This is a genomic window from Pseudomonas sp., assembly GCF_049590575.1.
In the GTDB taxonomy this organism is placed as follows: domain Bacteria; phylum Pseudomonadota; class Gammaproteobacteria; order Pseudomonadales; family Pseudomonadaceae; genus Aquipseudomonas.
This window is the reverse complement of record NZ_JBAWDE010000285.1, coordinates 1-15,167: the sequence shown is the minus strand read 5'-3', so window position 1 is coordinate 15,167 and position 15,167 is coordinate 1. Positions and strand designations below refer to the sequence as shown.

Here is a 15,167-nt window from a genome sequence, read left to right as displayed (position 1 = left end):
GTTCGTTAGTGTAACGGCACCGGCCACAAAAAAGGGCGGCCTGGGCCACCCTTTTTATGCTTGCATCGCGGGATTAATCGAGAGTTAACGTTGCCCGGCTAATCAGTGCAGACCCTGAATATAGCTGGACAGTGCTTCGATATCTTTATCCGACAGCTTTGCCGCAATGTCCGTCATCATTTTGTTGCTGGCATCGCCATCGATAGAACGAACCTTCTCGCGGAAGTCTTTCAATTGTTTGGCCGTGTATTGGGCGTGCTGACCACTCAGGTGAGGAAAGCCGGCTTCCGCTAGACCACTGCCGCCTGCGATGTGGCAGGCCTTGCAGGCGGGCATGCCACCAATGGGCTGATCTTCAGCGAGCTTGCCGCCCTGGAACAATGCCTGGCCTTTATCAACCAGCTTCGGATCAGCAGCTCCCACACTGCCTTTCTGGCTGGCAAAATACGCCGCGATGTCAGCCAAGTCCTGATCGCTGAGGTTGGTCAGCAAGCCGGTCATTTCCAGCACCGTGCGCTTGCCGTCCTTGATGTCGTGCATCTGCTTGGTCAGGTAACGTTCACCCTGGCCCGCCAGTTTGGGGAAGTTCGGTGCCGGGCTGTTACCATCCGGTCCGTGGCAAGCACCACAGACGGCGGCTTTCGCCTGACCCGCTGTAGCGTCGCCTGCAGCATGGGCAACACCGGTGATGCCCATGGTCAACAGCAGACTCACGATCAGTTTGTTCATCAGCTAATCCAACTACGGCTAAGGGTTTAAGAGTTATCTACCGGGTTTACTCACCATCAAATGAACGATGGCCTGGTAATCCTCAGTACTGCAGTCCATGCACAAACCACGCGGCGGCATCGCCTTGAAACCCTGGGTCACGTGGTGCCTCAGCGTGGCCACGCAAACTCGGTTGTACAGCGCTCCCGGTTCCTGTGTAGCCTGAGCGCCGAAAAGCGGACCCAGGACACCAAAAGCGCGCAACCATCAGGTCATACATCGACCTTTTCAGGGTTTGAGAGCGTTTTGCGTTCTAATGCGCAATAAAGGTCTTTCGCTCCCGTGAACTTCATCCTTCGCTGGGACAAAACACACACAAAATCTGCGGCATTATATACTGGCGCTACTGAAACGGAAACGACACCGCTTGCCGCACCCTTTCTCGGCATCGCCCACATCGGAAATCTCATGCAACTCAAGAATCCCATCCTAGGCCTGTGCCAACAGTCCACGTTCATGCTCAGCGCCGCCAAAGTTGACCAATGCCCCGATGACGAAGGTTTTGAAGTCGCCTTTGCCGGCCGTTCCAACGCAGGCAAATCCAGCGCCCTGAACACCCTGACCCACGCCAGCCTGGCGCGCACCTCGAAAACCCCGGGCCGCACGCAGCTGCTCAATTTCTTCAAGCTAGACGATGATCGGCGTCTGGTCGACCTGCCGGGCTACGGTTACGCAAAAGTACCCATCCCATTGAAGCTGCACTGGCAGCGTCACCTGGAGGCTTACCTGGGGGGTCGCGAGAGTTTGAAGGGTTTGATTCTGATGATGGACATCCGCCATCCGATGACCGACTTCGACCTGCTGATGCTCGACTGGGCTGTCGCCAGTGGCATGCCGATGCACATTCTGCTGACCAAGGCCGACAAGCTGACCTACGGCGCAGCCAAAAACACCCTGCTCAAAGTGCAATCCGAGATCCGTAAGGGTTGGGGTGACGCGATCACTATCCAGCTGTTCTCGGCGCCAAAACGTATGGGCCTGGAAGACGCTTACACCGTACTGGCCGGCTGGATGGAATTGGCGGACAAGGGCGCTGAAATCGCGGAATAGCTTTTACGCAGGCAAAAAAAACCCCGGACTTCGTATGGGGAGGGGAAGTTCGGGGTTCAAGTTCTAGACCGCTAGGGCGGGGTCCAGATATCTGCCAACACTTAACACAACATAGGAGCATTGAAGGGCTTCACCACCCATTCAGTAACTCTGAGTAGCAGTTCACGGGTTAAGTTCCGGCAGCTCCAAAAAACTATTGGAAATAACTCGCGGTGATTTCCGGACTAAAGCACTCTGCCACCACCTCAGGCGGTGGCAAAGCCTTGAAATCAGTGCGCTTCGTCCCAGTTGTCACCCACACCCACGTCCACCACCAACGGCACATCCAGCTGCGCGGCCGCACTCATGTGCTCGCGAATCTTCTCGCTGACTTCTGCGACCAGGTCCTCACGCACCTCGAGGACCAATTCATCGTGCACCTGCAGGATAACCTTGGCGTCCAGGCCGGACTCGGACAGCCAGTTGTCCACCAGCACCATGGCCTTCTTGATGATATCCGCCGCCGTGCCCTGCATCGGCGCGTTGATCGCCGTGCGTTCTGCGGCCGCGCGCTCCTGGGGCTTGTTGGAATTGATATCCGGCAAATACAGCCGACGACCGAAGAAGGTTTCTACATAGCCTTGATCGGCGGCCTGGGCGCGGGTGCGCTCCATGTACTCGCGAACCCCGGGGTAACGCGCGAAATACACATCGATATAGGCCTTGGCGGTCTTGGTATCGACGCCGATGTCCTTGCCGAGCTTCTGTGCGCCCATGCCGTAGATCAGGCCAAAGTTGATCGCCTTGGCGCTGCGACGCTGATTGGACGTGACCTCAGGCAGTTCAACCTTGAACACTTCCGCCGCCGTAGCGGTGTGCACGTCCAGGTCGTTGCGGAACGCATTCATCAGCCCCTCATCCTTCGACAAGTGCGCCATGATCCGCAGCTCGATCTGCGAATAATCTGCCGCCAGCAATTTGTAGCCCTTGGGCGCCACAAATGCCTGGCGAATCCGCCGACCTTCGGCGGTGCGCACTGGAATGTTCTGCAGGTTCGGGTCGCTGGAAGACAAGCGCCCGGTTGCCGCCACCGCCTGATGATAGGAGGTGTGAACACGCCCGGTACGCGGGTTGATCTGCTCCGGCAGGCGGTCGGTGTAGGTGCTTTTCAGCTTGCTCATGCTGCGGTACTGCATCAGCACTTTAGGCAGCGGGTAGTCATCTTCGGCCAACTTGGCCAACACTTCTTCAGCCGTGGATGCCTGGCCTTTGCCGGTCTTCTTGAGCACCGGCAAGCCGAGTTTCTCGTAGAGAATCGCCCCAAGCTGCTTGGGCGAGCCCAAGTTGAATTCCTCTCCGGCGATCTCGAAGGCCTGGCGCTCCAGCTCGACCATCTTGTTACCCAGCTCAATGCTCTGCACGCCGAGCAGCTGCGCATCCACCAGCGCACCCTGGCGCTCGATACGCGCCAGCACCGGCACCAGCGGTATTTCGATGTCCGTGAGCACACTCGCCAGGCTCGGTATGGCGGCCAGCTGCGCGAACAAGGCCTGATGCAGGCGCAAGGTCACGTCGGCGTCTTCGGCCGCGTAATGCCCGGCCTGCTCCAGTGGGATCTGGTCGAATGTCAGCTGCTTGGCACCTTTGCCGGCGATGTCCTGGAAGCTGACGGTGTCGTGGTCCAAGTACTTCTTCGCCAAACTGTCCATGTCATGACGGGTCGCCGTGGAGTTCAACACGTAGGATTCAAGCATGGTGTCGAACGCGATGCCACGCACGGTGATGCCGTTTGCAGGGTCGCCACCGATGGCGCAATTGGCCAGGATGTTCATGTCGTACTTGGCGTGCTGGCCGACCTTGAGTTTGCTCGGGTCTTCCAGCAAGGGCTTCAGGGCCAGCAACACGGTGTCGCGGTCCAGCTGCTGCGGCGCACCGATGTAGGAATGCGTCAGCGGGATGTAGGCCGCTTCATGGGCCTGCACGGCAAACGAAACGCCGACCAATTGCGCTTTCTGGGCGTCTATCCCGGTGGTTTCGGTGTCGAAGGCGAACAGTTTTGCGGCGTTCAGCTTCTTCAGCCAGGCGTCAAATGTCGCCTGGTCGAGGATGGTGGTGTAAGAAACTTCCGCCGGCACAGCCGCCTCAACGACTGCTTCAGCCGCCGGTGCAGACTCGGTCGACGCCTTGAGCTCAACGCGCTTGGCGTCGCGCTGAATCTCGTCAATCCAGCTCTTGAATTCCAGCAGCGAATACAGCTCCAGCAGCTTCTCGCGGTCCGGTTCGATCAAGTGCAAATCATCAAGGCCCACGTCCAACGGCACGTCGATCTTGATCGTCGCCAGCTGATAGGACAGGAACGCCATCTCTTTATGCTCTTCGAGCTTGGCCGGCAGGGTCTTGGCCCCACGGATCGGCAGGGTCGGCACAATGTCCAACTGCTCATAAAGCTCTTTGAGACCACCGTTCACGCCCACCAGCAAGCCGGACGCGGTCTTCGGGCCAATGCCCGGAACGCCTGGGATGTTGTCGGACGAATCGCCCATCAATGCCAGATAATCAATGATCTGCTCTGGAGCGACGCCGAATTTCTCCTTCACGCCCTCCACGTCCATCGCGCTACCGGTCATGGTGTTGACCAAGGTAATGTGCCCGTCGACCAGCTGCGCCATGTCTTTGTCACCGGTGGAAATCACCACCGGGCGGTCCGCGGCCGCGCTGCTGCGGGCCAGGGTGCCGATCACATCATCGGCCTCGACGCCTTCGACGCACAGCAGCGGGAAGCCGAGGGCGATCACGCTCTGGTGCAGTGGCTCGATTTGCAGGCGCATGTCATCCGGCATGCTTGGACGGTTGGCCTTGTATTCGGCGTACATGTCATCGCGAAAGGTCCCACCCTTGGCATCGAACACGACTGCGAACGGGCTGTCCGGGTACTGCTTGCGCAGGCTTTTGAGCATGTTCAACACGCCCTTGACCGCACCGGTCGGCAGGCCTTTGGAGGTGGTCAGCGGTGGCAACGCGTGGAACGCGCGGTACAGATAAGAAGAACCGTCCACCAGGACGAGGGGTGCTTGGCTCATGAGCAGAATCAACCTTTTCGGCGGGTCAGGCGCTAGAATAGCCGGACCAATGACGACAAAGGGACAAGGTTATCATGCGTACATTCAATCGCCTGCTGTTGACCGGCTTGATTGCACTCGCTCCGATGGCTGCCATGGCGGCAGACGATGCCCCTGGGGGTGATCCGGAAGTGACCATTCGCACGGAAGGCGACAAGACCATCCAGGAGTACCGCCAGAACGGTTTCCTGTACGCAATCAAGGTCACTCCGAAAGGCGCGCCTCCGTATTTCCTGGTGCGCGCGGACGGAACCGATGCGAACTTCATCCGCTCTGACCAGCCGGATATGCTGATCCCGTCATGGAAGATTTTCGAATGGAAATGATTTCTTAACTTAAATTGGCGCTGCGCACCGCGGCGCCCGTACTGGCAGTTTTAACCATGTCTGTGTTCACCCCCCTGGCTCGGCCCGAGCTGGAAACCTTTCTCGCCCCATACGGGCTCGGCCGCCTGCTTGATTTCCAGGGGATTGCCGCCGGTAGCGAAAACACCAATTTCTTTGTCAGCCTGGAACAGGGCGAATTTGTCCTGACCCTGGTTGAACGCGGCCCCGTCGCCGAAATGCCATTCTTCATCGAGCTGCTCGACGTGCTCCACGACGCCGACCTGCCGGTGCCGTACGCGCTGCGCACCACCGACGGCGTGGCCCTGCGCGAACTGAAGGGCAAGCCGGCGCTGCTCCAACCGCGCCTGGCCGGCAAGCACATCAAGGACGCCAACGCGCAGCATTGCGCCCAGGTCGGCGACCTGCTCGGCCATCTGCACCTGGCGACCCAGGGCGAGAAAGTGCTGGAGCGCAAGACGGATCGCGGGCTGGATTGGATGCTCACCGAAGGCGCGCAGCTGATTTCGCACTTGAACGACGCACAGCAAGCCCTGTTGCAAGCCGCATTGAGCGAGATCGAAGCCCACAAGGCTGAAATCCTGGCCTTGCCGCGCGCCAACGTTCACGCTGATTTGTTCCGCGACAATGCGATGTTCGAAGGTACGCACCTGACCGGCTTGATCGACTTCTACAACGCCTGCTCGGGCCCGATGCTGTACGACGTGGCGATTGCCTTGAATGACTGGTGTTCGGACGTTGACGGCGTGCTTGACGGCCAACGTGCCCGCGCGCTGCTGGGCGCCTACGCGGGCCTGCGACCGTTTACCGCCAAGGAGGCCGAGTTGTGGCCGGCCATGTTGCGCGTGGCGTGTGTGCGCTTCTGGCTGTCCCGCCTGATCGCTGCTGAGTCGTTTGCCGGCCAGGATGTGTTGATTCATGATCCGGCGGAGTTCGAGCATCGCTTGATCCAACGTCAGAAGGTCACGGTCCACCTGCCGTTCGCGCTCTAAAATGTGAGAGGGGGCTTGCCCCCTCCCACATTTGCTCTTCGCTGGCTGTCAGAGCGATTCCAGGCACCCGGCCAGATCATTCCCCAACTTCTCAAGCACTTGCTCGTACCCATTGGCAGTAGCCGGGGTATAGCCGCCCAGCGCGTCCAACTCGGCCAGCTTCACCGGCAAACCAGCCACCAGGGTTTCAGCCAGACGCGGACGCAGCGGCGGCTCACTGAACACGCAGGTCTTGCCGACTTCCTGCAACCGCGTACGCATCGCCGCCACGTGCTGGGCACCCGGCTGGACTTCGGCGGCAACGCTGAACACGCCGGCGTGCTTGAGCCCGTAGGCGTCTTCGAAATAATCGAAAGCCTCATGGAACACGAAGTAGGGCTTGTCGCCGATCGGCGCCAGTCGCGCCTTCAGCCGTGCATCCAGAGCATCCAGGCGCTCATCGAACGCCTTCACATTACTCTGGTAACGCGCAGCATTGGTCGGGTCGGCGGCGCTGAGGTCAGCAGCCATGCGCGCGGCGATCACGCGAGCGTTAACCGTCGACAGCCACAAATGCGCATCCACGCTGCCCGGGCGATGATCGTGATCATGCTCGTCGGCATCGTCGGCGTGAGAATGGCTATCTTCGCCGAAACGACGCAACTTCATCCCGGCAAGGTCCTGTACCGCCACGGTCGGCAAGGTACGCCCCTTGAGCACGCGCGGCAGGAAGGTTTCCATGTCCGGGCCGATCCAATACAGCAAGTCCACCGACTGCACGCGCCGTACGTCGGATGGGCGCAGGGCATAGTTGTGCGGCGATGCGCCGGGGGGAAGCAACACGTCTGGAACGGCCACGCCGTCCTGCACAGCGGCGGCAATCAACTGCAATGGTTTGATGCTGGTCAGCACCTTGACCTCAGCCTGAGCGGCCCCTGCGATGAACAAACTGGTGACAAATACGACAAAAACGGGAAAAAGTCGGGACACGATGACCACTCAATGGCGTAGGAACGGGTAACATAATAACGTCTCTATCAAATGTCTGTCGCCGCTCATGCCTAAAACACCGCTTGCCAGCCGTCCCCATGACCACTCTCACTGCGTGCATACCGCGCTGTCGGAGGCCGATACCCTCTGCGCGCAGAAGGGCCTGCGCCTGACTGCCTTGCGCCGCCGGGTGCTGGAACTGGTGTGGCAGAGCCACAAGCCATTGGGCGCCTACGACATTCTTGGCGTGCTCAGCGAGCAGGACGGCCGCCGCGCCGCACCGCCTACCGTGTACCGCGCGCTGGATTTCCTGCTGGAAAACGGCCTGGTGCATCGCATCGCCTCACTCAACGCGTTTGTCGGCTGCAACCACCCGGAACACGCGCATCAGGGCCAATTCCTGATCTGCCGCGAGTGCCACGCGGCCATCGAGCTTGAACAAAAAAGCATCAGTGACGCGATCATCAAGAGCTCCGCCGACGTCGGCTTCCAGGTCGAAGGGCAAACGGTCGAAGTGGTCGGGCTCTGCTCGGGCTGCCAGGGGGCTTGATGAGCAACGCGTTAATCCGCCTGGAACAGGTCGGGGTCACGTTCGCCGGGCAAAACGTGCTGGACAACATCGCGTTGAGCGTCGAGCCCGGGCAGATCGTCACCCTGATCGGCCCCAATGGCGCCGGCAAGACCACCTTGGTACGCGCCGTGCTCGGCCTGCTCAAACCCGACACCGGCAGCGTGTGGCGCAAGCCCAAGCTGCGCGTTGGTTACATGCCGCAAAAATTGCACGTCGACCCGACGCTGCCGCTGTCCGTGCTGCGCTTCCTACGCCTGGTGCCCGGTGTAGACCGCGCCCGTGCTCAGGCCGCGCTCAAGGAAGTCGGCGCCGAACAGGTGATCGACAACCCGGTGCAGAGCATCTCCGGCGGCGAAATGCAGCGCGTGCTGCTGGCCCGCGCCTTGCTGCGCGAGCCGGAATTGCTGGTACTGGATGAGCCCGTACAGGGCGTCGACGTGGCCGGCCAAGCCGAGCTGTACAGCCTGATCACGCGCCTGCGCGACCGCCACGGCTGCGGCGTGCTGATGGTTTCCCACGACCTGCACCTGGTGATGAGCACCACCGACCAGGTGGTGTGCCTGAACCGCCACGTGTGCTGCTCCGGCCACCCGGAGCAGGTCAGCGGTGACCCGGCATTCGTCGAGCTGTTCGGCAAGAACGCCCAGAGCCTGGCGGTCTATCACCACCATCACGACCACGCCCATGACCTGCATGGCGCAGTGGTCGACGACCCCACAACCCCTCATACCCACGTCCATGGAGATAGCTGCAAGCATGGCTGATTTTCTGCTCTACGCCCTGCTGGCAGGCTTGGCTTTGGCATTGGTGGCGGGCCCCCTCGGCTCGTTCGTGGTCTGGCGGCGCATGGCGTATTTTGGCGACACGTTGTCGCACGCCGCGCTGCTGGGCGTGGCCATGGGCTTCTTGCTCGATGTGAGCCCGACCATCGCCGTGACCGTGGGCTGCCTGCTGCTGGCGGTACTGCTGGTGACCCTGCAACAGCGCCAGCCGCTGGCCTCCGACACGCTGCTGGGCATCCTCGCGCCGAGCACCTTGTCCCTGGGCCTGGTGGTGCTGAGCTTCATGCATGAAGTGCGCATCGACCTGATGGCCTACCTGTTCGGCGACCTGCTGGCGATCAGCCCCACTGACCTTGCGTGGATCCTCGGCGGCAGCGCTGCGGTGCTGCTGGTGCTGGTCGCCCTGTGGCGCCCGCTGCTGGCAATTACCGTGCATGAAGAGCTGGCCACCGTGGAAGGCCTGCCCGTGCCGGCCCTGCGCATGGCCCTGATGCTGTTGATCGCCGTGGTGATTGCTGTCGCGATGAAGATTGTCGGCGTATTGTTGATCACATCGCTGCTGATCATTCCAGCCGCCGCCGCCCAGCGCCATGCCCGCTCACCGGAGCAAATGGCAATCGGCGCCAGCCTGCTGGGGATGCTCGCCGTGTGCGGCGGCCTGGCACTGTCCTGGTTCAAAGACACGCCGGCCGGGCCGTCGATTGTGGTCACGGCCGCCGCCCTGTTTTTGCTGAGTTTTGTCCTGCCCCGTCGAGGGGTGTAGACTTGCTCGCTTTTTGCGCAATTAGAGAGTCGCAGGAATGAAGCCGTTCAACTCCCGTTATCTGCTCCTTGCCGCATTTTCCCTGCTGCTGGGCGCCTGTCAAAGCACACCGCCCGCCGCCACACAGGCCCCGGACGGACGCGCTGCGGCCATCGCGCAGCTGGAGCAAAACCTGGCCAGCAGTGAGCTGGCTACCGCCGAAGATCAACTCGCCGCGTTACAGGCCCAGTCGCCCAACGACCCGGCCCTGGAGCCGTACCAGCGCCAATTGGCCGAGGCTTACCTGCAGCGCAGCCAGATCGTGCTGCAAAAAGGTGATGTGAACGCCGCAGCGACTGCCCTGAGCCGCGCCCGTGCGCTGATGCCCAAGGCGCCGGCGCTAACCGGTGGCGTGAACAGCGCCATCAGCCACGCCCGCAAGGCTGAACTGGACCAGGCCGAGGCCGCCTTGAAAGCCGCCGAAGCCAAGCCCGCGGCCAAGGTCATCGACCCTACGGCGCCCAGCACCACCGTGGCGTTGAACCTTACCGATATCGAAGAACTTCGCCATCAGTTGGATGCGATCGCCACCGATGTGGTGAATTACCAGTGCGACGTGAGCATCCAGGCGCCTCGCGCGCAGGACTACCCGTGGCTGGCCACATTGCTGACCAAACGCGTCAAACGTATTGATTCGGGGTATGACCTGACGATTCACCGGCAGATTCTGAAGAATATTCCGGCCCAGGTTGTACTGATTCCGCGCAAGGCGGAGTAAAAGCATCGGGGACAACCCCCCCCCCTCCCACACCGAAGGTATTTCAATGTGGGAGGGGGATTGCCCCCGATAGCGATCTAACAAACAACCAATGACTTAAGCCGGAATCGCCTTGGCCTTAGGCTCACGATCCCAAACCCGGTGTTGCCCGATCGCGGCAAAGAACGCCTTGAACGCCTTGGCATCCGCGCCCACGATCAGGCCCGCATCCGCCTCAAGCTTGAGCAGGTCCAGCAACGGCTTCGCATCCGGGGCAACCGTAATCGCCTTCAAGTGCTTGTACGCTTCCAGCAGGAAGTGCAACGCCACGCCATCACCACTCAACGCCTTGACCGACTCCTTGCCGCCCGGCACGAACACCGCATCGAACGCAATGGACGGCATGCCTTCCATTGAGGCATCCACCGGCAAGCTCTTACCGGCCGCCGTCTTGACCGGTGCCGACGTCGGGCCAAGCACCTTGGCGTGAGCACCTTCGGCTTCCAGCGCCTTTTTCAACGCATCAATCGCCGCGCTGTCCACACCATTGGCCGCGAGGATCGCCACCTTGCGCGTCTTGATATCGCCCGGCAACAAGTTCGCCTGGCTCAGTGCAGGTGAACGCTCTGGCTGGGTCTGGCGCTCTGGCACGGTGCCCTTGGTCGGCGCGGGCAGCCCGAGGTTCTGCGCCACACGTTTGGCCAGTTCCAGGTCAATGTTGGCGAGGATCTCGTTGACCTGACGCGCGCGAATAAACTCACGCTCGACCTTGCCCAACTCAAAGCTGTAAGCGGCAATGATGTGCTCTTGCTCGTGCTTGCTCATGCTGCGGAAGAACAGGCGCGCCTGGGAGAAGTGATCGCCGAACGACTCGCTGCGCTCACGCACTTTGTGCGCTTCGATTCGCTCCGGATATGTCTCGAAACCGCCATCCTGCGCGGCAGGTGGCGTCTCTTTCGGCCAGCCGCCATCGATCGAGTTCGGCTCGTACGACGCACGCCCTTTGTCGATGGTGCTGCGGTGCATGGCATCACGCTGGTTGTTATGCAGCGGCGTAATCGGCTGGTTGATCGGTAACTGGTGGAAGTTCGGACCGCCCAGTCGGCTGATCTGCGTGTCGGTGTAGGAAAACAACCGACCTTGCAGCAGCGGGTCATTGGAGAAGTCGATACCCGGCACGATATGGCCAGGGCAGAACGCGACTTGCTCAACCTCGGCAAAGAAGTTATCCGGGTTGCGGTTCAACACCATCTTGCCCAGCGGGGTAATCGGCACGAGCTCTTCGGGAATCAGCTTGGTGGGGTCGAGGATATCGAAGTCGAACGCATGCTCCTTGTCTTCCGGAATCACCTGTACGCCCAGTTCCCATTCCGGGTAGTCGCCCATTTCAATCGACTCCCACAGATCACGACGGTGGTAGTCGGTATCTTTACCGGCGAGCTTTTGCGCTTCGTCCCACACCAGCGAGCAAGTGCCGGCGGTAGGGCGCCAGTGGAATTTGACGAAGTTGGATTTACCCTCGGCGTTTACCAGGCGGAAGGTGTGCACACCAAAGCCCTGCATGCTGCGCAGGCTTTTTGGGATTGCACGGTCGGACATGGCCCAGATCACCATGTGCGCCGATTCTGGCTGCAGCGAGACAAAGTCCCAGAACGTATCGTGAGCCGAACCGCCGGTAGGAATTTCGTTGTGTGGCTCAGGTTTTACCGCGTGCACGAAGTCAGGAAACTTGATCGCGTCCTGAATGAAAAACACCGGCATGTTGTTGCCCACCAGGTCGAAGTTGCCTTCGTCGGTGAAAAACTTCACGGCAAAGCCGCGCACGTCACGCACCGTGTCGCCGGAACCGCGCGGGCCCTGCACGGTGGAAAAGCGCGCGAACACTGGCGTTTTATGCCCAGGGTCACGCAGAAAACCGGCTTTGGTCAGCGCCGAATGGTTTTCATAGGTCTGGAAATAGCCATGGGCGCCGGTGCCACGGGCATGCACGATGCGCTCCGGGATACGCTCATGGTCAAAGTGCGTGATTTTTTCACGCATGATGAAGTCTTCCAGCAGCGACGGGCCACGGGAGCCGACTTTCAACGTGTTCTGGTTATCGGAAATCTTCACGCCCTGGTTGGTGCGCAGCGCCTGGCCGGTCGCATCCGAGCGGAATTCCTCGAGAGCCTGCAACTTGGCGTTGGTATTGCCACGGTCCAGGGTATCGGTGCCCGCGAGTTCACTCTTCGGCGGGGTAGCTGGCTTCTTGGTACTCATCAGTCAAAACTCCTTATTCAAAGTGGCCAGAGCGGTCCCCGGCTCGTTTGAGCAAAACCCCAGGCACGGCACCTGGGAAATCGAGTTGCTTAAGTAGTGACTGACACGGTTTTGCACCGTTCCTTTTTTATGACCTTTGATCGCGTTATTGCCAAATCGCTGGTTGAATGCGAAATAAATGCTAAGAAACGCTATACGGACAGGCTAAAATGCGCGCCCGGCTAACCGCTGATCCCTTTTCCATGCGCCCCACAAGGTTCGCTACGTGATCGAGTTTCATAACGTCCATAAAACCTACCGCGTCGCCGGTAAGGAAATCCCCGCGCTGCACCCCACCAGCCTGCGCGTCGAAAACGGCCAGGTGTTCGGCCTGATCGGCCACTCCGGCGCGGGAAAAAGTACCCTGCTGCGTCTGATCAACCGCCTGGAAGAACCCAGTGGCGGTCAGATCAATGTCGACGGTGAAGAAGTCACCGCGCTGGACGCCAACGGCCTGCGCCGTTTCCGCCAGCAAGTCGGGATGATCTTCCAGCACTTCAACCTGCTCGCCTCCAAGACCGTCGCCGACAACGTCGCGCTGCCGCTGACCCTCGCCGGCGAACTGTCGCGCAAGGACATCGACCTGCGCGTGGCTGAGCTGCTCGCCCGTGTCGGCCTGTCGGACCACGCCAAAAAATACCCGGCGCAGTTGTCCGGCGGCCAGAAGCAGCGCGTCGGCATCGCCCGCGCCCTGGCGACCAAGCCGAAGATCCTGCTGTGCGATGAAGCTACCAGCGCCCTCGACCCACAGACCACCGCCTCGGTGCTCAAACTGCTGGCCGAGATCAACCGTGAGTTGAAGCTGACCATCGTGCTGATCACCCATGAAATGGACGTGATCCGCCGCGTATGCGACCAGGTGGCCGTGATGGACGCCGGCGTCATCGTCGAGCAAGGCTCGGTGGCCGATGTGTTCCTGCACCCGCAGCACCCGACCACCAAGCGTTTCGTGCAAGAGGCCGAGCAGGTCGACGAAGGCGAGCAGCTCGATGTGTTTGCTCACGTTCCAGGCCGTATCGTGCGCCTGACGTTCCAGGGCGAAGCGACCTACGCGCCATTGCTGGGTACCGTCGCCCGTGAAACGGGGGTGGACTACAGCATCCTTGCCGGTCGAATTGACCACATCAAAGACACCCCTTACGGCCAACTGACCCTCGCTGTCACCGGTGGAGACATGGACGCCGCTTTCGCCCGCTTTACCGCGGCAGACGTCCACATGGAGGTGCTGCGTTAATGGAAGTTTTGTTGAGTTTCTTCGCCAATATCGACTGGTCGGAAATCTGGCTCGCCACCGGCGACACCATGATCATGCTGTTCGGTTCGCTGTTTTTTACCGTGCTGCTCGGTTTGCCATTGGGCGTGCTGCTGTTCCTGTGCAGCCCGCGCCAATTGTTCGAACAAAAAGGTTTGTACGCGCTGCTGTCGCTGATCGTGAACATTCTGCGTTCGTTGCCGTTCATCATCCTGTTGATCGTGATGATTCCGTTCACCGTATTGATCACCGGCACCTCGCTGGGTGTGGCGGGCGCAATTCCGCCGTTGGTCGTGGGTGCAACACCGTTCTTTGCGCGCCTGGTGGAAACCGCCCTGCGTGAAGTGGACCGCGGCATCATCGAGGCCACGCAGTCGATGGGCGCCAGCACGCGCCAGATCATCGTCAATGCCTTGCTGCCTGAAGCCCGCCCCGGCATCTTCGCGGCGATTACGGTGACGGCGATTACACTGGTTTCCTACACAGCCATGGCCGGTGTGGTCGGTGCCGGTGGCTTGGGTGACCTGGCGATCCGCTTCGGCTACCAGCGCTTCCAGACCGATGTGATGGTGGTCACCGTGGTGATGCTGTTGATCCTGGTGCAAATTCTGCAAACCGTCGGCGACAAGCTGGTGGTGCACTTTTCTCGTAAATAACGGCCATCGCCGGCCACCCCGCCGGCAGATGCCCGAACAAGGAGCTTGCTGGATGAAAAAACTACTGGTCGCTTTCGCCGCCGTCGCTGCGTTTTCCGCGCACGCCGAAACCATCACGGTCGCCGCCTCGCCGGTGCCGCACGCGGAAATCCTCGAATTCGTGAAGCCTGCCCTGGCTAAAGAAGGCGTGGACCTGCAGGTCAAAGTCTTCACTGATTACGTGCAACCCAACGTACAGGTGGCTGAAAAGCGCCTGGACGCCAACTTCTTCCAGCACCAGCCGTACCTGGATGAGTTCAACAAGGCCAAGGGCACTCACCTGGTGAGCGTTGGCGCGGTGCACCTCGAGCCTCTGGGCGCCTACTCCAGCAAGTACAAAAAGCTCGACGAGCTGCCAGACGGCGCCAACGTGGTGATCCCGAACGACGCCACCAACGGCGGCCGCGCGCTGTTGCTGCTGGCCAAGCACAACCTGATCACCCTGAAGGACCCGACAGACATCCTGTCGACCCTCAAGGACATCACCGGTAACCCGAAAAACCTGAAATTCCGCGAACTGGAAGCCGCCACCCTGCCGCGCGTGCTGACCCAGGTCGACCTGGCGCTGATCAACACCAACTACGCGCTGGAAGCCAAGCTGGACCCGTCCAAGGACGCCTTGGTGATCGAAGGCAACGACTCGCCTTACGTGAACATCCTGGTGACCCGCGAAGACAACAAGGATTCGGACGCGGTGAAGAAGCTGGTTGCCGCCCTGCACACGCCTGAAGTCAAAGCGTTCATTCTTGAGAAGTACAAAGGCGCAATCCTGCCGGCGTTCTGATCAAACTCGATCTTCAGCACGCTGAAGATCAAAAAATGTGGGAGCGGGCTTGCTCGCGAAAGCGG

Annotated in this window: 15 protein-coding genes; 10 read left to right on the top strand and 5 right to left on the bottom strand. The window is 60.5% G+C overall.

All coding sequences use genetic code 11. From position 1 onward, the window contains the following. Positions 1-102: 102 nt before the first annotated feature. Both WBR57_RS19840 and WBR57_RS19835 read right to left on the bottom strand, forming a co-directional pair. Positions 103-729, bottom strand: coding sequence for a c-type cytochrome (locus WBR57_RS19840; RefSeq protein WP_424085837.1), 627 nt, complete (start codon positions 727-729; stop codon positions 103-105). A gap of 33 nt (positions 730-762) precedes the next feature. After that, complete coding sequence (locus WBR57_RS19835) at positions 763-972, bottom strand: c-type cytochrome (protein WP_424085834.1); 210 nt, start codon at positions 970-972, stop codon at positions 763-765. Between the two features lie 204 nt (positions 973-1,176). Here WBR57_RS19835 and yihA point away from each other — a divergent pair, with 204 nt between their 5' ends. Beyond that, the gene (gene yihA, locus WBR57_RS19830; protein WP_042943980.1) at positions 1,177-1,818 is read left to right on the top strand and encodes a ribosome biogenesis GTP-binding protein YihA/YsxC; all 642 of its coding nucleotides are present in this window, start codon (positions 1,177-1,179) and stop codon (positions 1,816-1,818) included. 269 nt (positions 1,819-2,087) lie between these two features. Here yihA and polA read toward each other — a convergent pair whose 3' ends face one another. After that, positions 2,088-4,877, bottom strand: a complete 2,790-nt coding sequence (gene polA / locus WBR57_RS19825) for a DNA polymerase I (RefSeq protein ID WP_424085832.1) — start codon at positions 4,875-4,877, stop codon at positions 2,088-2,090. Positions 4,878-4,951: 74 nt separating this feature from the next. On the opposite strand from polA, the gene WBR57_RS19820 reads away from it, so the two are divergent. Together WBR57_RS19820 and WBR57_RS19815 are read left to right on the top strand one after the other, a co-directional pair. Beyond that, positions 4,952-5,242, top strand: coding sequence for a DUF2782 domain-containing protein (locus tag WBR57_RS19820; RefSeq protein WP_012721523.1), 291 nt, complete (start codon positions 4,952-4,954; stop codon positions 5,240-5,242). Between the two features lie 56 nt (positions 5,243-5,298). Next, complete coding sequence (locus tag WBR57_RS19815; RefSeq protein ID WP_424085830.1) at positions 5,299-6,252, top strand: homoserine kinase; 954 nt, start codon at positions 5,299-5,301, stop codon at positions 6,250-6,252. Between the two features lie 48 nt (positions 6,253-6,300). Here WBR57_RS19815 and WBR57_RS19810 read toward each other — a convergent pair whose 3' ends face one another. Continuing rightward, positions 6,301-7,230, bottom strand: a complete 930-nt coding sequence (locus WBR57_RS19810; protein ID WP_424085828.1) for a zinc ABC transporter substrate-binding protein — start codon at positions 7,228-7,230, stop codon at positions 6,301-6,303. Between the two features lie 58 nt (positions 7,231-7,288). On the opposite strand from WBR57_RS19810, the gene zur reads away from it, so the two are divergent. The 4 genes from zur to WBR57_RS19790 are packed head-to-tail and all read left to right on the top strand — an operon-like array spanning position 7,289 to position 10,094. After that, positions 7,289-7,771: a zinc uptake transcriptional repressor Zur gene (gene zur / locus WBR57_RS19805; protein WP_424085827.1), complete on the top strand. Its 483-nt coding sequence runs from the start codon at positions 7,289-7,291 to the stop codon at positions 7,769-7,771. After that, the gene (znuC, locus tag WBR57_RS19800; protein ID WP_424085825.1) at positions 7,771-8,556 is read left to right on the top strand and encodes a zinc ABC transporter ATP-binding protein ZnuC; all 786 of its coding nucleotides are present in this window, start codon (positions 7,771-7,773) and stop codon (positions 8,554-8,556) included. The genes zur and znuC overlap by 1 nt, the downstream gene beginning before the upstream one ends. Next, a complete protein-coding gene (gene znuB, locus WBR57_RS19795; protein ID WP_424085823.1) occupies positions 8,549-9,337 on the top strand; it encodes a zinc ABC transporter permease subunit ZnuB in 789 nt (262 codons plus the stop codon). Before znuC ends, znuB begins: the two co-directional genes overlap by 8 nt. Positions 9,338-9,374: 37 nt before the next feature. Then, positions 9,375-10,094 carry a PA5502 family lipoprotein gene (locus tag WBR57_RS19790; RefSeq protein WP_424085822.1) on the top strand — a complete coding sequence of 240 codons (720 nt, stop codon included), beginning with the start codon at positions 9,375-9,377 and terminating at the stop codon, positions 10,092-10,094. Positions 10,095-10,190: 96 nt separating this feature from the next. On the opposite strand, the gene katE is transcribed toward WBR57_RS19790, so the two are convergent. After that, positions 10,191-12,332, bottom strand: a complete 2,142-nt coding sequence (katE, locus tag WBR57_RS19785; RefSeq protein ID WP_424085820.1) for a catalase HPII — start codon at positions 12,330-12,332, stop codon at positions 10,191-10,193. A gap of 265 nt (positions 12,333-12,597) precedes the next feature. On the opposite strand from katE, the gene WBR57_RS19780 reads away from it, so the two are divergent. The 3 genes from WBR57_RS19780 to WBR57_RS19770 are packed head-to-tail and all read left to right on the top strand — an operon-like array spanning position 12,598 to position 15,102. After that, positions 12,598-13,605 (top strand): methionine ABC transporter ATP-binding protein, encoded by a 1,008-nt coding sequence (locus WBR57_RS19780; protein WP_424085819.1) that lies wholly within the window; start codon positions 12,598-12,600, stop codon positions 13,603-13,605. Continuing rightward, positions 13,605-14,279: a methionine ABC transporter permease gene (locus WBR57_RS19775; protein WP_424085817.1), complete on the top strand. Its 675-nt coding sequence runs from the start codon at positions 13,605-13,607 to the stop codon at positions 14,277-14,279. The genes WBR57_RS19780 and WBR57_RS19775 overlap by 1 nt, the downstream gene beginning before the upstream one ends. A gap of 52 nt (positions 14,280-14,331) precedes the next feature. Then, positions 14,332-15,102, top strand: a complete 771-nt coding sequence (locus tag WBR57_RS19770; protein ID WP_424085815.1) for a MetQ/NlpA family ABC transporter substrate-binding protein — start codon at positions 14,332-14,334, stop codon at positions 15,100-15,102. Positions 15,103-15,167 lie beyond the last annotated feature (65 nt).